The organism is Solirhodobacter olei, assembly GCF_004010155.1.
GTDB classification, from domain to species: domain Bacteria; phylum Pseudomonadota; class Alphaproteobacteria; order Rhodobacterales; family Rhodobacteraceae; genus Solirhodobacter; species Solirhodobacter olei.
On sequence record NZ_RRYH01000012.1, the window covers coordinates 199,719 to 219,053 of the forward strand.

Annotated in this window: 31 protein-coding genes; 1 reads left to right on the top strand and 30 read right to left on the bottom strand. The window is 65.0% G+C overall.

The window, feature by feature from the left end:
• Window positions 1-11: 11 nt before the first annotated feature.
• The 21 genes from EIP85_RS10670 to rpmC form a co-directional block, all read right to left on the bottom strand.
• Window positions 12-1,328: a replication-associated recombination protein A gene (locus EIP85_RS10670; protein WP_127902172.1), complete on the bottom strand. Its 1,317-nt coding sequence runs from the start codon at window positions 1,326-1,328 to the stop codon at window positions 12-14.
• 40 nt (window positions 1,329-1,368) lie between these two features.
• Entirely contained in the window at window positions 1,369-2,757 is a 1,389-nt protein-coding gene (locus tag EIP85_RS10675) for a trypsin-like peptidase domain-containing protein (protein WP_127902173.1), read from the bottom strand.
• A gap of 168 nt (window positions 2,758-2,925) precedes the next feature.
• Entirely contained in the window at window positions 2,926-3,345 is a 420-nt protein-coding gene (gene rplQ, locus EIP85_RS10680; protein WP_127902174.1) for a 50S ribosomal protein L17, read from the bottom strand.
• A 137-nt stretch (window positions 3,346-3,482) separates the two neighbouring features.
• Window positions 3,483-4,499 carry a DNA-directed RNA polymerase subunit alpha gene (locus EIP85_RS10685; RefSeq protein WP_127902175.1) on the bottom strand — a complete coding sequence of 339 codons (1,017 nt, stop codon included), beginning with the start codon at window positions 4,497-4,499 and terminating at the stop codon, window positions 3,483-3,485.
• Window positions 4,500-4,615: 116 nt separating this feature from the next.
• Complete coding sequence (rpsK, locus tag EIP85_RS10690) at window positions 4,616-5,005, bottom strand: 30S ribosomal protein S11 (protein WP_127902176.1); 390 nt, start codon at window positions 5,003-5,005, stop codon at window positions 4,616-4,618.
• A gap of 12 nt (window positions 5,006-5,017) precedes the next feature.
• Window positions 5,018-5,386: a 30S ribosomal protein S13 gene (rpsM, locus tag EIP85_RS10695; protein WP_127902177.1), complete on the bottom strand. Its 369-nt coding sequence runs from the start codon at window positions 5,384-5,386 to the stop codon at window positions 5,018-5,020.
• Window positions 5,387-5,559: 173 nt separating this feature from the next.
• Window positions 5,560-6,207, bottom strand: a complete 648-nt coding sequence (locus EIP85_RS10700) for an adenylate kinase (protein WP_127902178.1) — start codon at window positions 6,205-6,207, stop codon at window positions 5,560-5,562.
• Window positions 6,204-7,568 (bottom strand): preprotein translocase subunit SecY, encoded by a 1,365-nt coding sequence (secY, locus tag EIP85_RS10705; RefSeq protein WP_127902179.1) that lies wholly within the window; start codon window positions 7,566-7,568, stop codon window positions 6,204-6,206. The genes EIP85_RS10700 and secY overlap by 4 nt, the downstream gene beginning before the upstream one ends.
• A 101-nt stretch (window positions 7,569-7,669) precedes the next feature.
• Window positions 7,670-8,149, bottom strand: a complete 480-nt coding sequence (gene rplO / locus EIP85_RS10710; protein WP_127902180.1) for a 50S ribosomal protein L15 — start codon at window positions 8,147-8,149, stop codon at window positions 7,670-7,672.
• A 211-nt stretch (window positions 8,150-8,360) separates the two neighbouring features.
• Window positions 8,361-8,795 carry a GFA family protein gene (locus EIP85_RS10715; RefSeq protein WP_127902181.1) on the bottom strand — a complete coding sequence of 145 codons (435 nt, stop codon included), beginning with the start codon at window positions 8,793-8,795 and terminating at the stop codon, window positions 8,361-8,363.
• Window positions 8,796-8,968: 173 nt separating this feature from the next.
• On the bottom strand, window positions 8,969-9,160 hold the full coding sequence (rpmD, locus tag EIP85_RS10720; RefSeq protein WP_127902182.1) for a 50S ribosomal protein L30: 192 nt from the start codon (window positions 9,158-9,160) through the stop codon (window positions 8,969-8,971).
• Between the two features lie 12 nt (window positions 9,161-9,172).
• The gene (rpsE, locus tag EIP85_RS10725) at window positions 9,173-9,739 is read right to left on the bottom strand and encodes a 30S ribosomal protein S5 (RefSeq protein WP_127902183.1); all 567 of its coding nucleotides are present in this window, start codon (window positions 9,737-9,739) and stop codon (window positions 9,173-9,175) included.
• A gap of 115 nt (window positions 9,740-9,854) precedes the next feature.
• On the bottom strand, window positions 9,855-10,214 hold the full coding sequence (gene rplR, locus EIP85_RS10730) for a 50S ribosomal protein L18 (protein WP_127902184.1): 360 nt from the start codon (window positions 10,212-10,214) through the stop codon (window positions 9,855-9,857).
• An 11-nt stretch (window positions 10,215-10,225) separates the two neighbouring features.
• Complete coding sequence (gene rplF, locus EIP85_RS10735) at window positions 10,226-10,759, bottom strand: 50S ribosomal protein L6 (RefSeq protein ID WP_127902185.1); 534 nt, start codon at window positions 10,757-10,759, stop codon at window positions 10,226-10,228.
• Between the two features lie 10 nt (window positions 10,760-10,769).
• Complete coding sequence (gene rpsH, locus EIP85_RS10740) at window positions 10,770-11,168, bottom strand: 30S ribosomal protein S8 (protein ID WP_206615501.1); 399 nt, start codon at window positions 11,166-11,168, stop codon at window positions 10,770-10,772.
• A 12-nt stretch (window positions 11,169-11,180) separates the two neighbouring features.
• The gene (gene rpsN / locus EIP85_RS10745; protein WP_127902186.1) at window positions 11,181-11,486 is read right to left on the bottom strand and encodes a 30S ribosomal protein S14; all 306 of its coding nucleotides are present in this window, start codon (window positions 11,484-11,486) and stop codon (window positions 11,181-11,183) included.
• A gap of 18 nt (window positions 11,487-11,504) precedes the next feature.
• Window positions 11,505-12,065 carry a 50S ribosomal protein L5 gene (rplE, locus tag EIP85_RS10750; protein ID WP_127902187.1) on the bottom strand — a complete coding sequence of 187 codons (561 nt, stop codon included), beginning with the start codon at window positions 12,063-12,065 and terminating at the stop codon, window positions 11,505-11,507.
• Entirely contained in the window at window positions 12,065-12,370 is a 306-nt protein-coding gene (rplX, locus tag EIP85_RS10755) for a 50S ribosomal protein L24 (protein ID WP_127902188.1), read from the bottom strand. Before rplX ends, rplE begins: the two co-directional genes overlap by 1 nt.
• A complete protein-coding gene (gene rplN / locus EIP85_RS10760; protein WP_127902189.1) occupies window positions 12,370-12,738 on the bottom strand; it encodes a 50S ribosomal protein L14 in 369 nt (122 codons plus the stop codon). The genes rplX and rplN overlap by 1 nt, the downstream gene beginning before the upstream one ends.
• Before the next feature lie 71 nt (window positions 12,739-12,809).
• The gene (gene rpsQ / locus EIP85_RS10765; protein WP_127902190.1) at window positions 12,810-13,049 is read right to left on the bottom strand and encodes a 30S ribosomal protein S17; all 240 of its coding nucleotides are present in this window, start codon (window positions 13,047-13,049) and stop codon (window positions 12,810-12,812) included.
• A gap of 15 nt (window positions 13,050-13,064) precedes the next feature.
• The gene (rpmC, locus tag EIP85_RS10770) at window positions 13,065-13,268 is read right to left on the bottom strand and encodes a 50S ribosomal protein L29 (RefSeq protein WP_164871694.1); all 204 of its coding nucleotides are present in this window, start codon (window positions 13,266-13,268) and stop codon (window positions 13,065-13,067) included.
• A 310-nt stretch (window positions 13,269-13,578) separates the two neighbouring features.
• Here rpmC and EIP85_RS10775 point away from each other — a divergent pair, with 310 nt between their 5' ends.
• Window positions 13,579-13,968, top strand: a complete 390-nt coding sequence (locus EIP85_RS10775) for a DoxX family protein (protein ID WP_127902191.1) — start codon at window positions 13,579-13,581, stop codon at window positions 13,966-13,968.
• Between the two features lie 181 nt (window positions 13,969-14,149).
• On the opposite strand, the gene rplP is transcribed toward EIP85_RS10775, so the two are convergent.
• From rplP to rpsJ, 9 genes are all read right to left on the bottom strand, one after another.
• Entirely contained in the window at window positions 14,150-14,563 is a 414-nt protein-coding gene (gene rplP / locus EIP85_RS10780; protein ID WP_127902192.1) for a 50S ribosomal protein L16, read from the bottom strand.
• A 12-nt stretch (window positions 14,564-14,575) separates the two neighbouring features.
• Window positions 14,576-15,286: a 30S ribosomal protein S3 gene (rpsC, locus tag EIP85_RS10785; protein ID WP_127902193.1), complete on the bottom strand. Its 711-nt coding sequence runs from the start codon at window positions 15,284-15,286 to the stop codon at window positions 14,576-14,578.
• The gene (gene rplV / locus EIP85_RS10790; RefSeq protein ID WP_127902194.1) at window positions 15,286-15,678 is read right to left on the bottom strand and encodes a 50S ribosomal protein L22; all 393 of its coding nucleotides are present in this window, start codon (window positions 15,676-15,678) and stop codon (window positions 15,286-15,288) included. The genes rpsC and rplV overlap by 1 nt, the downstream gene beginning before the upstream one ends.
• A gap of 3 nt (window positions 15,679-15,681) precedes the next feature.
• Window positions 15,682-15,960: a 30S ribosomal protein S19 gene (gene rpsS / locus EIP85_RS10795; RefSeq protein WP_068305486.1), complete on the bottom strand. Its 279-nt coding sequence runs from the start codon at window positions 15,958-15,960 to the stop codon at window positions 15,682-15,684.
• A gap of 3 nt (window positions 15,961-15,963) precedes the next feature.
• The gene (gene rplB / locus EIP85_RS10800) at window positions 15,964-16,800 is read right to left on the bottom strand and encodes a 50S ribosomal protein L2 (protein ID WP_127902195.1); all 837 of its coding nucleotides are present in this window, start codon (window positions 16,798-16,800) and stop codon (window positions 15,964-15,966) included.
• Between the two features lie 457 nt (window positions 16,801-17,257).
• Complete coding sequence (locus EIP85_RS10805) at window positions 17,258-17,554, bottom strand: 50S ribosomal protein L23 (RefSeq protein ID WP_127902196.1); 297 nt, start codon at window positions 17,552-17,554, stop codon at window positions 17,258-17,260.
• Window positions 17,551-18,171, bottom strand: coding sequence for a 50S ribosomal protein L4 (rplD, locus tag EIP85_RS10810; protein WP_127902197.1), 621 nt, complete (start codon window positions 18,169-18,171; stop codon window positions 17,551-17,553). The genes EIP85_RS10805 and rplD overlap by 4 nt, the downstream gene beginning before the upstream one ends.
• Window positions 18,168-18,902, bottom strand: coding sequence for a 50S ribosomal protein L3 (rplC, locus tag EIP85_RS10815; RefSeq protein WP_127902198.1), 735 nt, complete (start codon window positions 18,900-18,902; stop codon window positions 18,168-18,170). Before rplC ends, rplD begins: the two co-directional genes overlap by 4 nt.
• A gap of 10 nt (window positions 18,903-18,912) precedes the next feature.
• Window positions 18,913-19,221, bottom strand: coding sequence for a 30S ribosomal protein S10 (gene rpsJ / locus EIP85_RS10820; RefSeq protein WP_127902199.1), 309 nt, complete (start codon window positions 19,219-19,221; stop codon window positions 18,913-18,915).
• Between the last annotated feature and the right edge of the window lie 114 nt (window positions 19,222-19,335).

The window sequence follows — 19,335 nt, forward strand, 5'->3', positions numbered from 1 at the left end:
TCCCACGTTCCCTAAGTCCTGTCGGCCTGCCGCTTCGCCCGAAGCTTTGCGAAATAGTCGACTCGCTTTTTCAACTCGCGCTCATAGCCCCTTTCGGGCGGCTCGTAAAACACAGGGCGCCGGACACCTTCTGGAAAGTAGTTCTGGCCGGAGAAGCCATCCTCGGCCTCATGGTCGTAGGTATAGCCCGCGCCGTAGCCCTGATCCTTCATCATCTTCGTCGGCGCGTTGAGGATATGCTTCGGCGGCATCGCCGATCCGGTCCGCCGTGCCTCGTCCCGCGCAGCCTTGTAGGCGACGTATCCGGCGTTCGACTTCGGCGCGAGGGCGAGGTAGATCACCGCCTGTGCCAGCGCCAGCTCTCCCTCCGGCGAACCGAGCCGCTCGTACAGCTCCCAGGCATGAAGGCATTGCGTCTGCGCCTGCGGATCGGCCAGCCCGATATCCTCTACCGCCATGCGCGTGATCCGGCGGGCGAGGTAGCGCGGATCCTCGCCGCCCTCCAACATGCGGGCGAACCAGTAGAGCGCCGCGTCCGGGTCCGATCCGCGCACCGATTTGTGCAGCGCGGAGATGAGGTTGTAATGCTCCTCGCCCGACTTGTCGTACTTCGCCGCGCGCCGCATCAGACGCTGCCCCAGCGCCGCCACGTCCAGCGGCTGGGCGACCTTCCAGGCCATCACCTGTTCGATCAGGTTCAGAAGCGCCCGGCCGTCGCCGTCGGCCATCTCCAAGAGCCGCTCGCGCGCCTCCGCCTTCAAGGGCAGCGCGCGGCCGACCTCCTTCTCCGCCCGCTGGGCGAGGCGCTCGAGGTCGGACAGCTCCAGCCGCTCCAGCACGATCACCTGCGCCCGGCTCAGAAGCGCTGCGTTCAGCTCGAAGGAGGGGTTCTCGGTCGTGGCACCGACGAGGAGGATCGTCCCGTCTTCCATATGCGGCAGGAAGCCGTCCTGCTGCGCCTTGTTGAAGCGATGGATCTCGTCGACGAAAAGCAGCGTGCCGCGACCGTTCTGGCGGCGGAGCTTGGCGGCCTCGAAGACCTTCCTCAGCTCCGGCACCCCGGTGAAGATGGCCGAGATCTGGACGAAGGCCAGGTCCGTCTCATCCGCCAGAAGCCGCGCGATCGTGGTTTTGCCCACCCCGGGCGGGCCCCAGAGGATCAGCGACGACAGGCTCCCCGAGCCCAGCATCGCGCCAAGCGGCCCCTCGGGCGAAAGCACCTTGTCCTGCCCGATCACGGCCGAAAGGCTGCGCGGCCGCAGCCGGTCGGCCAGCGGGCGCGGCGCTTGGGGCGCCTCGGGGGCGGATGTGTCGAACAGGTCTGACATGCCGGCGCGAGATTACGACGCCGCCCCGGCGGGGGAAAGGTCAGATGGAGAAGCGCAGCCTCAGGCGGTTACCGCCCCGGATCACCTCCACCCGCCAGTAATGCGTCTGCTCACGCGATGCGCGGCGCACGTCGGCCGGGCTGTGGATCGGATGACCGTTGACGGAGATCAGGATATCACCCCGCTGCAGGCCCACCTGCGCCGCGAAATCCTCGGCATCAGCAACGACGACGCCCTTGGCATCGGCCGGAAGCGACAGTTCCGCGATCACCGCGGGGTTCACATTCTCCACTGTCAGCCCGCGGAAGACGACATTGCCTGAGATCGTCAGTTCCTCCCGCGCAGGCCGGTCAGGTGGCGGCATCAGCGCGACATCCGCCGTCCGGCGCTCGCCCTTGTGCAGGTAGGTCACCGGAACGCTGCGGTGGAGGCCGGCGGCGGTCATCCGGTAGCTCAGTTCCTGCGGGCTGTTCACCGGCTGCCCGTCGATGCTGAGGATCACGTCGCCCCGCGCCACGCCCGCGCGGGCGAAGGGGCTCTCGCCCGCCATGGCCGCCACCAGCACGCCGTCGGGCGCGGCCATCCCCAGGTTCTCGGCCAGCGAGGCGTCCACCGCCTGCTCCGTCATCCCCGCCCAGGGGCGCACGAAATGCTTGGCCCCGGCCTCGGCCTGCGCAAGGAAGGCGCGCACGAGGTTCGACGGGATCGCGAAGCCGATACCGTTCGACCCGCCGGAACGCGACAGGATCGCGGAGTTGATCCCCACCAGCCGCCCGGTCATGTCCACCAGCGCGCCGCCGGAGTTGCCCGGATTGATCGGCGCGTCGGTCTGCATGTAGTAGCCCTTGCCGTTGTTCAGCGACAGAAGCGAACGCGAAAGGCCAGAGACGATGCCGCTCGACACCGTCTGCCCCACCCCGAACGGATCGCCGATGGCGAGCACGAGGTCCCCGACCTGCACCGAATTCGAATCCCGCAGCTTCAGCGCCGTCAGACCATGCGCGCCGTCGAGTTTCAGGACCGCCAGGTCCACCGCCTTGTCGGCCAGCACCACCTTTGCCGGGAACTCCCGCCGGTCCTTCAGCGCGACGCGTATCTCGTTCGCCCCGGCGATGACGTGGTAATTGGTCACCACCAGCCCGTCCGGCGAGAGGATCACCCCGGAGCCAAGCGAGTTCTGCACCCGCGGCTGGGTCTGGGCATAGTCGCGGAAAAGCGGGCCGAAGAACGGGTCACCTGCGAAGGGGCTGGCGCTCTGCCGAACGATGCTCTTGGCGAAGACGTTGACGACGGCAGGCGCTGCAGCCTTCACCACCGGCGCAAAGCTCAGCGTGATCTGGCTTGTGGTCTGGGGGACCTGCACCTCGGCGCGGGCCGTCACGGCCCCCGCGCTCAGCGCGAGCGCGAAGAGAACGGCAAAGGGTTTCATCGGCGTCTCCCTGCATGTTCCGTTGAAGCGGTAATGCCACTGGGGTTGCGCCAAGGTAAATGACGCGGCGTTCACAACCCCGAAAACATGGGCCGAAGACATGGGCCGGAAAAGCAGAAAGCCCGCCGGTGGCGGGCTTCCAGATCTCGCGTGGGCTGCTGCGCGGGATTATTCCGCGGCAGCTTCCTCGGCCGCGACGCGGGCCTTGTCGGCAGCGCCCTTGGCTTCGGGATCGCGATCGACGAATTCGATGATCGCCATCGGGGCCATGTCGCCATAGCGGAAGCCGGCCTTCAGGATCCGGACATAGCCACCCTGGCGTTCCTTGTAGCGCGGGCCGAGCACGTCGAAGAGGCGCGCGACATAGGCGTCCTGCTTCAGCTGGGCCGCGGCCTGACGGCGGGCATGCAGATCACCGCGCTTGGCGAGCGTGATCAGCTTCTCGATGATCGGGCGGAGTTCCTTGGCCTTCGGCAGGGTCGTCTTGATCTGCTCATGCTCGATCAGCGAGCCCGCCATATTGGCGAAGAGCGCCTTGCGGTGCTCGTGGGTACGGTTCAGGCGGCGATAGCCGGCACCATGCTTCATGGCTTTGATCCTTCGTTTTGCTTTGTCCGGCGACCCTGTCTTGCGAGCCGCTCACCTTGGGGCACCATTGCCCATGTCGTCCCCGGCCGTCCCGGGCATGTGCGGGGCCGTCTAGGCGACGGCCCCGAAAGAGTCAATCAGAACTGGTCCTCGAACCGCTTCGCGAGGTCCTCGATGTTCTCCGGCGGCCAGTCCTCGACGTCCATCCCGAGATGCAGACCCATGCCCGAGAGCACTTCCTTGATCTCGTTCAGCGACTTGCGGCCGAAGTTCGGGGTCCGAAGCATCTCGGCCTCCGTCTTCTGGATCAGGTCGCCGATATAGACGATGTTGTCGTTCTTCAGGCAGTTCGCGGACCGCACCGAAAGCTCCAGCTCGTCCACCTTCTTCAGCAGAAGCGGGTTGAACTCGAGACCTTCTTCCTCGGCGCCACGGCCGGCCTGCTCGGGCTCTTCGAAGTTGACGAAGATCGACAGCTGATCCTGCAGAATGCGGGCCGCATAGGCAACCGCATCATCCGGCGAGAGCGAGCCGTCGGTGTCCACCTTCAGCGTCAGCTTGTCGTAGTCGAGCACCTGGCCCTCACGGGTCGGTGTGACCTCGTAGGAGACCTTCTTGACCGGCGAGTAGATCGCGTCGATCGGGATCAGGCCGATCGGGGCATCCTCGGGGCGGTTCTTGTCGGCCGCCACGTAGCCCTTCCCGGTGTTGACCGTCAGCTCCATGTAGACCTCGGCGCCATCGTCGAGGTGGCAGATGACGTGATCCTTGTTGAGCACGTCGATGCCGTTGGTCTCGGAGATGTCGCCCGCGGTCACGACGCCCGGCCCCTTGGCGGAGATCGAGACGCGCTTCGGCCCTTCGACTTCCATCCGGAGCGCGACGCCCTTCAGGTTCAGCACGATATCGGTCACGTCCTCGCGCACGCCGGAGACGGACGAGAACTCGTGCAGCACGTTGTCGATCTGCACCGAGGTGATCGCCGCGCCTTGAAGCGACGAGAGCAGAACGCGACGCAGCGCGTTGCCCAGCGTCAGGCCGAAGCCCCGCTCCAGCGGTTCGGCCACGACGGTCGCCTGGCGGGACGGATCCGCACCGGGACGGACCTCAAGCTGCATCGGCTTGATCAGTTCCTGCCAATTCTTGTGGATCATGCTTTCGCCTCCATACCTGTCAGCGGCCCATGTCCGAAGACCGCAGACGCCCGAGGATCATCAAAACGGATGCGGGCCGCGCGAAAGTCGCACGGCCCAATGTCAAATTGCCTCAATCAGACGCGGCGACGCTTCGGCGGGCGGCAGCCGTTGTGCGCGATCGGCGTCACGTCGCGGATCGAAGTCACGGTCAGCCCCGCAGCGGCCAGCGCGCGCAGCGCCGATTCGCGGCCGGTTCCCGGGCCCTGAACCTCGACCTCGACGGTCTTCATCCCGTGCTCCTGCGCCTTCTTGGCCGCATCTTCCGCAGCCATCTGGGCGGCGTAGGGCGTCGACTTGCGCGAGCCCTTGAAGCCCATCGTGCCGGCGGACGACCACGAGATCGCGTTGCCCTGCACGTCGGAGATCAGGATCTTGGTGTTGTTGAACGAGGAGTTCACGTGAACCACGCCAGCGGCGATGTTCTTGCGCTCCTTGCGCTTGGTCCGAACCTTATCGCGAGCCATTCCTGCCTCCCCTTACTTCTTCTTGCCGGCAATGGCCTTCGCGGGGCCTTTGCGGGTGCGAGCGTTGGTATGGGTGCGCTGGCCGCGCACTGGCAGGTTGCGGCGATGACGCAGGCCGCGGTAGCAGCCAAGGTCCATCAGACGCTTGATGTTGGTCGCCACCTCGCGGCGGAGGTCACCCTCAACCGTGAAGTTCGCGTCGATGAATTCGCGGATCGCCAGAACTTCGGCGTCGCTGAGTTCGTTCACGCGGCGGGTCCGGTCGATGCCGACGGATTCGCAGATCTGCTCGGCGAAATGATGGCCGATGCCGTGGATATAGGTCAGCGCGATGGGTACGCGCTTGGCGGTGGGGATGTTGACGCCAGCAATGCGGGCCACGTGTTCACGTCCTTTCGTTGCGGTTCCGTAATACCAGAACCTTTTTTCACAACGGGCCCGGACACCCGGGCCGCTCGATGCCCACGGCCATGGCCGAAGGCGAATCTCTTTGGGAAGAGACGCCGTGAGATATGGGCTTTTGCCGCCCCCGTCAAGCCGCCGGGAGCAAAAGCTCAGAGCTTGTCAAGAACTTTCGCGATCTCGGCCGAAACCGCACCGATCTCACCCAGGCCGTCGACCCCGTGAAGAAGCCCCTTCGCGTGGTAGTAGCCGACCAGAGGCGAGGTCTTCTTGTAGTACTCCAGAAGCCGCTGCTTCAGCGCGTCGGCATTGTCATCGGCGCGGCGGATGAACTCCGTCCCGCCGCAGACATCGCAGACCCCGGGCTTCGCCGTCGGCTTGGTCTCGTCGTGATAGACCGCGCCGCAGGTCGCGCAGGTGAAGCGGCCGGAAATCCGGCTGACCAGCGCCGCGTCGTCCACCCGCATCTCGATCACCGCGTCGACCTCCTGGCCGTGGCGGTCGAGCAGCGCGCCAAGCGCGTCGGCCTGCGCCAGGGTCCGCGGGAAGCCGTCGAAGATGAAGCCCGCGCCATGCGGCGCTTCCAGCTTCTCCTCGATCAGGCCGACGACGATCTCGTCAGAGACGAGCTGGCCGCGGTTCATCACCTCGGCCGCCCGGTGACCCATCTCGGTTCCGCTGGTCTTGGCCTCGCGCAGCATGTCCCCGGTCGAGAGCTGGGCAAGGCCCCGGCTCTCGACAAGGATCTTCGCCTGAGTGCCTTTGCCGGCACCCGGTGGCCCGAGCAGGATCAGGTTCATCGCCGCGTCGGCGCCCTGCGGGTGCTGCCGCCACGCTTCTTGCCGCGCAGCTGCGAACGCTCGATCAGGCCCTCGTACTGGTGCGCCAGCAGGTGCGACTGGATCTGGCTCACCGTGTCCATCGCGACCGAGACCACGATCAGCACCGAGGTGCCGCCGAAGTAAAACGGGATCGAGAACTCGTGGCGCAGGATCTCCGGCAGGAGGCAGACGAAGGCCAGGTAGGCCGAGCCGACGACAAGCACGCGGTTGACGACGTAGGTAAGGTATTCCTCGGTCTTCTTGCCCGGCCGGATCCCCGGAACGAAGCCGTTCTGGTTCTTCAGGTTATCGGCCACGTCATCGGCCTTGAAGGCAACGTTGTGGGTATAGAAGAAGGTGAAGAAGACGATCATCACCACGAAGAAAAGCAGATAGAACGGCTGCCCCGGCCCGAAATAGGCCAGAAGCGTCGACATAATCGGCCCGGTCTGGTTGCCCGAGAAGGTGGAGATCGTCGTCGGCAGCAGCAGCAGCGACGAGGCGAAGATCGGCGGGATCACCCCCGACGGGTTCAGCTTCACCGGCAGGTGCGATGAGCCGCCATCATAGACCTTCATCCCCACCTGTCGCCGTGGATACTGGATATGCACGCGCCGCTGCGCCTGCTCCATCAGCACTACGAAGGCGATGGTCGCGACGACCATCAGGATCACCATGATGATGATCGCGGGCGAGATCACGCCCTCGCGGCCCTGGCTCAGGAACTGCGCCGCCGCCCGCGGGCTCTGCGCGATGATGCCGATGAAGATGATCAGCGAAACGCCGTTGCCGATCCCGCGCGAGGTGATCTGCTCGCCCAGCCACATCAGGAACAGCGTGCCACCGACCAGCGTGATGACGCAGCTGAGTTCGAAGTTCAGTCCCGGATGGGTCGCGAGCTTGCCGATCTCGATCGAGCGGGCGATGCCGAAGCCCTGGAAGACAGCCAGCCCGACCGTGCCGTAGCGCGTGTACTGGTTGATCTTCTGGCGGCCCTGCTCGCCTTCCTTCTGGAGCGCCTCAAGCGAGGGCACCATGGTGACGAGCAGCTGCACGATGATCGAGGCCGAGATATACGGCATGATGCCGAGCGCGAAGATCCCCATGCGGCTGATCGCGCCGCCGGTGAACATGTTCAGGATCCCGCCAAGGCCGTTCTGCGCCTTGTCCATGAAGTTCGCCAAGGCGTTGTGGTCGATGCCCGGAACCGGAATCCAGGTCCCCAGGCGGTAGATGATCAGCAACCCGATGGTGAACAGGATGCGCTGACGCAGCTCCGTCGCCTTGCCAAGCGCGCCCCAGCTGAGGTTCGCCGCCATTTGCTCTGCAGCAGATGCCATAGCCCGTCTCTTTCACGACAGCGCCGCCGAACGGTTTCCCGGATCGGCGGCGCAGGAAAACTAGGGGTTCATGTAAGCGGGAACGCGCCCGCCCACAACCACTATTCGGCCGCGACCGGGGCCGCTTGCAGCAGCGTGACCGAGCCGCCAGCCTTCTCGATGGCTTCCACGGCCGGTTTCGACGCGCCGGAGACGGCGAGCTTCACCTTGGCCTTGATCTCGCCCTTGGCGAGAACGCGGATACCGTCGCGCTTATGGTTGGTCAGGCCGGCCGCGATGATCGCGTCCTCGGTGATCTCCGCCTTGGCGTCGAGCTTGCCGGCGTCGATGAATTTCTGGATCAGGCCGAGGTTGACGACCGCCCATTCCTTCCGGTTCGGCTTGGTGAAGCCGCGCTTCGGCAGGCGGCGGTAAAGCGGCATCTGGCCGCCTTCATACCCGTTCAGCGCCACGCCCGAACGCGACTTCTGACCCTTGATACCGCGGCCGGCGGTCTTGCCCTTGCCCGAGCCCGGGCCGCGCGCAACGCGCTTCTTCTTGCGGGCGGCGCCTTCGTTGTCGGCGAGTTCGTTAAGCTTCATATCGCTCTCTCCTTGCCGGACGCACCCGCGAGCGAAAGGGCGGCCACGGCGTTTCTTGGTTGATTTCCGAGTCGGGCCCGGAATGGGCCACCGGGGGCGTATAGAGGCTCCCCCGGCCACGATCAAGCCCGACGTGATCAGGCCCGCCGGGGCACCGGCGGCGGGCCTGAAATGTCCTGGGGTCCGGATGGCCCGATTCGGCAGCCAGCCCTCAGGCCGGCTGCGGCATCGAGAACTCCGGCCGGAACGCCTCGAAGACCGGCCTGCCGTCGCTGGGCTTCGCATAGCCCTTCGTCGTGTCCCAGAACGCGTGGTAGGTCGCCTTCGGAAAGCTCGCCTCGTAGCCCATCAGGTTCGGCACGGCGACGCGGATCCGGTGCTGCTTGTCGTCGAGCAGGATCGGCGTCCCGCAGACCGAACAGGTGCAGAGCTCCAGGGCGCCGTCCGGATTGTCCTTGTTGAACGGCTGCCGCTTGAGCAGTTCGGGGTGATCCACCTCCAGATCGGAATAATTGAAGAAGGCGACATGCGTTATCTGCTGGCCGGTGACGGCCTTGCAGACATTGCAGTGACACATGTGGTTATCGATCGGCTCCGCGCTGGAGTGGGTATGGATATGCGCGCAACCTCCGTTGTGCTCCGCCATGAGTTCCTCCCTTGTCCTGCCGGACCGGGTGAGTCCGGCACGCCTCCATTAGGCCGAATTCCGCCCCTCACGTCGAGGAACGGATTGGTCAGCGATGCCCGCAGGCGGAAAAATGCGAAACGCCCCGGTGTTCACCGGGGCGTTTGCTGTCTCTCGAACTGTCCGGCTGAAGCTCAGCCGCGCTCCTCGATGATCTTCACCAGGTGCGGGATCTTGTTCACCATCCCACGCACGGCCGGGGTGTCTTCCAGCTCGCGAGTGCGGTTCAGCTTGTTCAGCCCCAGGCCCTTGAGCGTGGCGGTCTGGATCTCCGGGCGGCGGGCGGCGGAGGCCACCTGCTTCACGACGATGGTCTTCTTGGCCATGGTCCTCGCTCCTTACGCTTCGGCGGCTTCGGCCGGGGCCTCGGCTTCCGGCTTCTTCAGGATGTCGGCCACCTTCTTGCCGCGGCGCTGCGCGACCATCCGGGGGCTGGCTTCCTTCGTCAGGCCGTCGATCGTGGCGCGAATCATGTTGTACGGGTTCTGCGAACCGAGCGACTTCGCCACGACGTCCTGCAGGCCCAGCATTTCGAACACGGCGCGCATCGGACCACCGGCAATGATCCCGGTACCGGCAACGGCGGTCCGCATCACAACGCGGCCCGCGCCATGGCGGCCCTCGACGTCGTGGTGCAGCGTCCGGCCCTCGCGCAGCGGCACGCGGATCATGCTCCGCTTCGCCTGCTCGGTGGCCTTGCGGATCGCTTCCGGAACTTCCTTGGCCTTGCCCTTGCCGAAGCCGACACGGCCGCGCTGGTCACCGACCACCACGAGAGCCGCGAAGCCGAAGCGCTTGCCGCCCTTCACCGTCTTCGAGACCCGGTTGATCGCGACGAGACGATCGGCGAATTCCGGGGTTTCCTCGCGCTCACGGCGATCCCGGCGGTTTTCACGTTCTGCCATAAGGCTTCCCTTCCATGGTGGCGCGCGCCCGCACCGTTTGGTCCAATCCTGGTGCCCCGGAACGAAGGTCCGGGGCCCGGATCATCGGGGGGACGCGGACGTCCCCCACCTAGTCTTAGAACTTCAGCCCGCCTTCACGGGCCGCATCGGCAAGCGCCTTGATCTTGCCGTGGAACAGGAAGCCGCCGCGGTCGAAGTAGCATTCTTCGACGCCCGCCTTCTTGGCCCGTTCCGCGATCGCCGCGCCGACCTTGGTCGCCGCGTCGATGTTGTTGTGACCGATCACGCCGAGGTCCTTCTCCAGCGAGGAGGCCGCGGCCACGGTGACGCCCTTCACGTCGTCGATCAGCTGCACGCTGATGTTCTTGGAAGAGCGGTGAACCGACAGACGCAGCTTGCCGCCGGCCATCGACTTGATCTTGTTCCGAACGCGCAAGCGGCGCTTGAGGAACAGATCTCTTTTCGTGTTCGCCATTTTCGCGCCCCTTACTTCTTCTTGCCTTCCTTGCGGAAGATGAACTCATCCTTGTACTTGATCCCCTTGCCCTTGTAGGGCTCGGGACCACGCCATTCGCGGATGTTCGCGGCAACCTGGCCGACCTGCTGCTGGTCGATACCCTCGACCACGATCTCGGTCTGCTTCGGGGTGGTGATGGTCACCCCCTTCGGCGCCTCGAAGTTCACTTCGTGCGAGTAGCCGAGCGACAGCTTCAGCGTGGTGCCCTGCATCTGGGCACGGTAGCCGACGCCGTTGATCTCGAGCTCCTTCTTGAAGCCCTCGGTCACGCCCTTCACGAGGTTGGCGACCATGGTGCGGCTCATCCCCCATTGCGCGCGAGCGCGCTTGGAGGTGCCACGCGGGTCCACCTTTACCTTGTCGCCGTCGATCGAGATGTTCACATCGTCGGTCGCGGTGAACTGACGGGTGCCCTTCGGCCCCTTCACTTCCACGGTCTGCCCGGAGAGGGAGGCGGTCACCCCCTTCGGAAGCTCGACCGGTTTTTTGCCAATACGAGACATATCCCTCTCCTCAGAAGACCGTGCAGAGCACTTCGCCGCCAACATTGGCGGAGCGCGCTGCCGCATCCGACATCACGCCCTTCGGCGTGGAGACGATCGACACGCCGAGGCCATTGCGGACGCTCGGGATGTCCTTGACGCCCATGTAGACCCGGCGGCCGGGCTTGGACACCCGGTGAAGCTCGCGGATCGCGGGAGCGCCTTCGAAGTACTTCAGCGAGATCACCAGTTCGCCCTGGCCATTCGCGGAGTCCTTCTTCTCGTAGCTACGGATGTAGCCTTCGTCGACAAGCACGTCGAGCACCCAGGCGCGCAGCTTCGAGGCCGGCGTCGACACCGTCGACTTGCCGCGCAGCGAGGCGTTGCGGATACGGGTCAGCATGTCGCCGATCGGATCGTTCACATACATCGTCCGACCTCCTTACCAGCTCGACTTGACCATGCCGGGGATCTGGCCGAACGAGGCCAGGTCACGCAGCATGATCCGCGAGAGCTTGAGTTTGCGGTAATACGCATGCGGGCGGCCGGTCATCTGGCAGCGGTTGTGCAGGCGCGTCGCCGAGGAGTTGCGGGGCAGCTGGGCGAGCTTGAGGTTCGCCTTGAACCGCTCTTCCACCGACAGCTCCTGATTGTTCGCGATGTCCTTCAGGCTCGCACGCTTGGCGGCGAATTTCGCCACCATGCGCTGGCGCTTCAGCTCGCGTTCGACCATGGATTTCTTAGCCATTGTTCCTATCTCCCGCGATCAGCTGTTGAAGGGCATGTTGAAGTGCTTCAACAGCGCCTTGGCTTCCGCGTCGGTCTTCGCCGTCGTGCAGATGATGATGTCCATGCCGAGGATCTCGTCGACCTTGTCGAAGTCGATCTCCGGGAAGACGATCTGTTCCTTCAGCCCCATGGCGTAGTTGCCGCGCCCGTCGAACGACGTGCCCTTGACGCCGCGGAAGTCGCGGACGCGGGGCAGCGCGATGGTGATCAGGCGGTCGAGGAACTCGTACATCCGGTCGCCGCGAAGGGTGACCTTGACGCCCAGCGGCATGTCTTCACGCACCCGGAAGCCGGCGATCGACTTGCGGGCATGGGTGATGACGGCTTTCTGACCGGCAATCGCGGTCAGCTCTTCCTGCGCGGTCTTCACCTTCTTGGTGTCCTTGACCGCTTCGCCGACGCCCATGTTCAGCACGATCTTGTCGAGCCGCGGGATCATCATGTCGTTCTTGTAGCCGAACTCTTCCTTGAGCGCGGCACGCACCGTCGACCGGTAGGCGGCCTTCAGGCGCGGGGTGTAGTCGGTCGCGTCCAGCATCAGAGCGCCTCCCCGGTGGTCTTGGCGAAGCGGATCTTCTCGCCCTTCTCGGTGCGGAAGCCCACGCGGGTCGCCTTGCCGTTGCTATCGAGCAGCGCGAGGTTCGACAGGTCGATCGGCATCGCCTTCGGGATGCGGCCGCCCTGGCTCTGCGCGCTCTGCTTGGTGTGGCGGATCGCGACGTTCACGCCCTCTACCACAGCCTTGTTCTCCTTCGGGAAAACCTGCTGGATCTCGCCCTGCCGGCCCTTGTCCTTGCCAGCGAGCACGACGACCTTGTCGCCCTTTTTCAGTTTCGCAGCCATCAGAGCACCTCCGGCGCCAGCGAAATGATCTTCATGAAGTTCTTCGCACGCAGCTCGCGCACGACCGGCCCGAAGATACGGGTGCCGACCGGCTCGTTCTGGTTGTTCAGAATCACGGCGGCGTTGCGATCGAAGCGGATCGCGGTGCCGTCTTCGCGGCGCACTTCCTTCGCCGTCCGCACGACGACGGCCTTGCGCACGTCGCCCTTCTTCACACGGCCTTTCGGAATCGCTTCCTTGACCGAGACAACGATGATGTCGCCCACCGAGGCATAACGGCGGTGCGAACCGCCGAGAACCTTGATGCACTGCACCCGGCGCGCGCCGGAGTTGTCAGCGACATCCAGATTGGTCTGCATCTGGATCATTTGGTTTCTCCCGACCTTTGGGGGCCCTTCACGGGTTCTTCCCCCCCAGGGTTTCGATCAAACCGGAAGGTTCAGGCCGTCGTTTCGACAACCACCTGCCAGCGTTTCGTCTTCGAAATCGGCGCGCATTCCTCGATGCGGACAACGTCGCCAACCTTGAACTGGTTCGCCGGGTCATGAGCCCGGTACTTCTTGGTCTTCCGCACGGTCTTGTGCAGAAGCGGATGCTTGAAACGGCGCTCGACCAGAACCGTCACAGTCTGCTCGTTCTTGTCGCTCGTCACGGTGCCTTGCAGGATGCGCTTGGGCATATCTCGTCTTGCTCCTTACTTCGCCGCCGCTTCAGCGGCTTTTTGGGACAGGATCGTCTTCACCCGCGCCACATCGCGGCGCACCACACGCATCCGGGCAGTGTTTTCCAGCTGGCCGGTTGCCTGCTGGAAGCGGAGGTTGAACGCCTCCTTCTTCAACTGGGTCAGCTGGTCGCGCAGCTGGTCGGGGCTCTGGCCCCGCAGATCGTCTGCCTTCATCAGGCTTGTCCTTTCAACATCACCGGGGCGCCCCAAAGGTCACGCCGAATCCGGAGGAGGTCTCGCGAAGGCTGCGCAATACGCCGGATGGGCCAGCATGGCAAGCCCTCCGCGCGCCGCCGGAGCCTTTTTTTCCTACCCCAGCGCGGATTCGCCGTCGCGCCCACCGGCGCAGCGGCCCTCTCACCTCATCGCAATTGCGTGAGGCCCCTGCGACAGGGAACAGCGGCTGTGCAACCATACAGGAAGACCGCCGCGGGCAAACCCGTCAGACTCCGCTTCCGTTTACCTTCCTCAACCGGAGACCCTAATGCCGAAACTGGATGCCTATGCGCCTTACATATTCGCGATCCTCAGGATCATCACGGCGCTCCTCTTCCTCGAACACGGGCTGATGAAGCTCGTGGGCTTTCCCGCGGCGCTCGGCCACGGGCACCTGCCGCCCCTGTTCCTGGTCGCCGGCGTGATCGAGACGGTCGGGGGCGCTATGATCGCCCTCGGGTTCTTCACCCGTCTCGCCGCCTTCATCGCAGCGGGCGAGATGGCCGTGGCCTATTTCAAGGTGCATATCTGGATCAGCTTCTGGCCCGCCCTGAACCATGGGGAGCCGGCGATCTTCTTCTGCTTCTTCTTCCTTTACCTGTTCTTCGCCGGCGCCGGCGTCTGGAGCCTTGACGCCAAGCGCGCCAAGTCCGCCTGACCCCCTCCGCCTGAAGAACGTCCAGCGCTCACCCGTCCCGGCGGCGGGCGGGCGCTGGCCCCAGGGGGCCTCCCAACCGCCATTTCGGGCCGGGGCAGGCCGAAAACGAAAAACCCCCGCCGGTCGCCCGGCGGGGGTTTTCATTCCGTGCGGTGCGCGGTGAACGCGGACCGCTATCCGATCACCAGTCCTCGCGGGCGATGATCCGGGTCTTCACCGGCAGCTTCATCGCCGCCAGGCGCAGGCCCTCGCGGGCGATGTCCTCGGAGACGCCGTCGATCTCGAACATGATCCGGCCCGGCTTCACCTTGGCCGCCCAGAAGTCGACGGAGCCCTTACCCTTACCCATCCGGACTTCGGTGGGCTTGGAGGTGACCGGAACGTCCGGGAAGATCCGGATCCAGACCCGGCCCTGACGCTTCATGTGACGGGTCAGAGCGCGGCGTGCCGCCTCGATCTGGCGCGCGGTGACACGTTCCGGCTCAGTCGCCTTCAGCCCGAAGGAGCCGAAGTTCAGCAGGAAGCCGCCCTTGGCTTCGCCGTGAATCCGGCCCTTGTGCTGTTTGCGGAACTTTGTGCGCTTGGGTTGCAGCATCTTCTCGCCTCCTTAGCGGGCGTCGCGGCGCGGCGGGCGGCCAGCGCCACCCTCGTTCGCCTCGGACTGCCGACGGTCGTGCGCCTGCGGGTCATGCTCCAGGATCTCGCCCTTGTAGATCCAGACCTTGACGCCGATGATCCCGTAGGCGGTCTTCGCCTCGTGGGTCGCATAGTCGATGTCCGCACGCAGCGTGTGCAGCGGCACCTGACCTTCGCGGTACCATTCGGTCCGGGCGATCTCGGCGCCGCCGAGACGGCCGCCGACGTTGACCCGGATGCCGAGGGCACCCATGCGCATCGCGTTCTGCACCGCACGCTTCATCGCGCGGCGGAACGAGACCCGACGCTCGAGCTGCTGGGTGATCGACTCGGCCACCAGCTGCGCGTCCAGCTCCGGCTTGCGGACCTCGACGATGTTCAGGTGCAGCTCGGAAGCGGTGAAGTTCGCCAGCTTCTTGCGCAGGGTTTCGATATCGGCGCCCTTCTTGCCGATGATCACGCCCGGACGCGCGGTGTGGATCGTCACGCGGCACTTCTTGTGCGGCCGCTCTATGATCACGCGGGAAACACCGGCCTGCTTGACCTCGTTGAAGATGAACTCGCGCATCTTCAGGTCTTCCAGCAGCAGATCGCCGTATTCCTTGCTATCGGCGTACCAGCGGCTGTCCCAGGTCCGGTTGACCTGCAGGCGCATCCCGATCGGATTAACCTTCTGACCCATTACGCTTGCTCCCCAGCTTGAGCTTCGACCTGACGCACCTTGATGGTCAGTTCCGAGAACGGCTTCACGATCTTGCCGAACCGGCCCCGGGCGCGGGGATGGCCGCGCTTCATGATCAGGTTCTTGCCGACATAGGCCTCGGCGACGACGAGCTCGTCGACGTCCAGCCCATGGTTGTTCTCGGCATTGGCGACGGCCGATTGCAGGCACTTGAGCACGTCGCCCGCAATGCGCTTCTTCGAGAAGGTGAGGTCGGCCATGGCCTTCTCGACCTTCTTGCCGCGGATGAGCCCGGCGACGAGGTTCAGCTTCTGAGGGCTGGTGCGCAGCATGCGCGCCTTGGCCATCGCCTCGTTCTCGGCCACGCGGCGCGGATTCTTGTCCTTACCCATGGCTTACTTCCTCTTCGCTTTCTTGTCGGCGGCGTGACCGTAGTAGGTCCGCGTCGGCGAATATTCCCCGAACTTCTGGCCGATCATCTCTTCGGTGACGTTCACCGGGATATGCTTCTTGCCGTTGTAGACGCCGAAGGTCAGGCCCACGAATTGCGGCAGAATCGTCGACCGCCGGGACCAGATCTTGATGACGTCGCTGCGCCCGCTCTCGCGCGCCTTCTCTGCCTTCTTCAGCAGATAGGCGTCGACGAAGGGACCCTTCCAAACTGAACGCGCCATGGATTACCGCCCCTTCTTCGCGCTGCGCCGACGAACGATGAGCTTGTCCGTCGTCTTGTTGCTCCGCGTCTTGCGGCCCTTGGTGTCCTTACCCCAGGGCGTGACCGGCGTCCGGCCGCCCGAGGTGCGGCCTTCACCGCCGCCGTGCGGGTGGTCGATCGGGTTCATGGCAACGCCGCGGACGGTCGGGCGGATGCCCATGTGCCGCTTGCGGCCCGCCTTGCCCAGGTTCTGGTTCGAGTTGTCCGGGTTGGACACGGCGCCGATGGTCGCCATGCACTCCTGCCGCACGAGCCGCAGCTCGCCCGAGGAGAGGCGGATCTGCGCATATCCGCCGTCACGACCGACAAACTGGGCATAGGTGCCCGCGGCGCGCGCGATCTGGCCGCCCTTGCCGGGCTTCAGCTCGACGTTGTGGACGATCGTGCCGATCGGCATGCCGGAGAACGGCATCGCGTTGCCCGGCTTCACGTCGGTCTTGGCGCCGGCGATCACCTGGTCGCCAACTGCAAGCCGTTGCGGCGCGAGGATATAGGCCAGTTCGCCGTCCTTGTACTTGATCAGCGCGATGAAGGCGGTCCGGTTCGGATCGTATTCGATCCGCTCGACGGTCGCCGGGACATCGAACTTCCGGCGCTTGAAATCGACGATGCGATAGAGACGCTTCGCGCCCCCACCCTTGTGCCACATCGTGATCCGTCCGGTATTGTTCCGTCCGCCGGTCTTCGTAAGACCCTGGGTCAGGGTCTTGACCGGGCGGCCTTTCCAAAGCTCCGAACGGTCGATCAGTACCAGCCCGCGCTGGCCAGGCGTCGTCGGATTATACGACTTGAGTGCCATGCTTTCTGTCTTCCGTTGCTTTGCGGGCCTTAGGCCCGTCTCTTCGAAATCAAGGGCCCCGAAGGTCCCCGGTTAAGTCACATGGCCCCGGAACGAATCCGAGGCCACGCGACCGTGGCGAGGTATCAGAGGCCGGAGGGGTTGTCTATAGCCACAAGGCGATTTCGCCACGGTCCCTCCACCCCAAGACCACAGAAGGCAGCGCCCGACCGCGGGTGGGCGCACCCCACGCCCCCGGCCGGTCCCTTTTCGGTGACGCTCCCCCTCCGCCATCCCCCTCTGCGAGGGCGAAGAAGCGCCCGCCCGTCCGGGCGGCCGGGCGCTGCCCGGCGGTGCGTGCCGCACCGCGGATCGGGCCGGGCGCTGCCCGTAGGGTCCGCATCCCCCAAGCGTCCTCCCGAAAGCGAAAAGGCCCCCCGCCTTCGCGAGGGGCCCTCTCAAGTCCTGTCCGATCGGCTCAGAGGCCGGTCGTCACGTCAATCGTGTTGCCTTCCTCGAGCGTGACATAGGCTTTCTTGACGTCGTTCCGGCGGCCGGGCTGGCCACGGAACTTCTTCACCTTGCCCTTGGTGATGGTGGTGTTGACCGCCTTCACCTTCACGCCGAACAGCTCCTCGACCGCTTCCTTGATCTGCGGCTTGGTCGAGTCCATCGCCACCTGGAACACGACGGCATTGGCCTCCGAGGCCATGGTCGCCTTCTCGGTGATGATCGGCTTGCGGATCACGTCGTAATGTTCGGGTTTCGCGCTCATTTCAGTCGCGCCTCCAGAGCTTCGACACCCGCCTTGGTCAGCACGAGCTGATCGCGGCGCAGGATGTCATAGACGTTCGCGCCCATCGTCGGCAGCACGTCGATGCCTTCGATGTTGCGCGCGGCGCGGGCGAAGTTCTCGTTCACCTCGGCCCCGTCGATGATGAGGACGCGCTTCCAACCAAGTTCCTTCGCCGCCTTGGCGAGGAACGCGGTCTTGCCTTCCTTCATCTCGATCGAGTCGAGCACGATAAGCTCGCCCGCCTTGGCCTTGGCCGAAAGCGCATGCTTCAGGCCGAGGGCGCGGAACTTCTTCGGCAGCTCATGGGCGTGGCTGCGGGGCGTCGGGCCCTTGTAGACACCACCGTGACGGAAGATCGGCGCCTTCTTGGACCCGTGACGCGCGCCACCGGTGCCCTTCTGGCGGTAGATCTTCTTCGTCGAGTAGCTGACGTCCGACTTGCCCAGCACCGAGTGGGTGCCGGCCTGGGCCTTGGCCCGCTGCCAGCGCACGACACGGTGCAGGATGTCGGCCCGCGGCTCGAGACCGAAGATCTCGTCCGAAAGCTCGATCGAGCCCGCCTTCTTGGCGTCGAGCTGGATCACATCGAGTTTCATTCCGTCGCTCCTTCAGCCGGGGCTTCGGCAGCCACTTCGGGAGCGGCGTCCACCTTGGCCGATTTCAACGCGGCCGGCAGCGGCAGATCCTTGGGCGCAGCCTTCTTCACCGCGTCCTTGATCGTGACCCAGCCGCCCTTCGAGCCGGGAACCGCGCCCTTGACCATGATCAGGCCACGGTCGGCGTCGGTGCGGACGACCTGCAGGTTCTGCGTGGTCACCCGGACGGCGCCGAGATGGCCGGCCATCTTCTTGCCCTTGAACACCTTGCCGGGGTCCTGGCACTGGCCGGTCGAGCCGTGCGAGCGGTGGCTGATCGACACGCCGTGCGAGGCGCGCAGACCGCCGAAGTTGTGCCGCTTCATCGCACCGGCAAAACCCTTACCGATCGAGGTGCCCGCCACGTCCACGAACTGGCCTTCCAGGTAGTGGTCCGCGGTGATCTCCTCGCCGACGCCGATCAGGTTGTCCGGGCTGACCCGGAATTCCGTGATCTTGCGCTTCGGCGCGACACTGGCCTTGGCGAAATGACCGCGCATCGGCGCCGTGGTACGGTTCGCCTTCGCGGTTCCTGCGCCGAGCTGAACGGCGGTGTAGCCGTCCTTCTCAGCGGTACGCTGCGCCACGACTTGCAGGCTGTCCAGCTGCAGAACGGTAACAGGAACCTGCTTGCCGTCCTCCAGGAACAACCGGGTCATGCCCAGCTTCCTTGCGATAACTCCAGAGCGCATTTCCGCCCCCTTAAACCTTGATTTCCACATCCACGCCGGCCGCGAGGTCGAGCTTCATCAGCGCGTCCACGGTCTGCGGGGTGGGATCGACGATGTCCAAAAGCCGCTTGTGGGTCCGGATTTCCCACTGGTCGCGCGACTTCTTGTCGATATGCGGGCCGCGGAGCACGGTGAATTTCTCCACCTTGTTCGGCAGCGGGATAGGACCCCGCACCGTCGCCCCGGTCCGCTTGGCCGTGTTCACGATTTCCAGCGTGCTGGCATCCAGCACGCGGTAATCGAAGGCCTTCAGCCGGATTCGAATGGTTTGACCTTGCATCTTCCTGCCCTCTGGCTGGGAGGAGCGACGCCGGATGGCGCCGCCCCCGCCAGATTACGCGATGATCTTCGAGACGACGCCGGCGCCGACGGTACGGCCGCCTTCACGGATGGC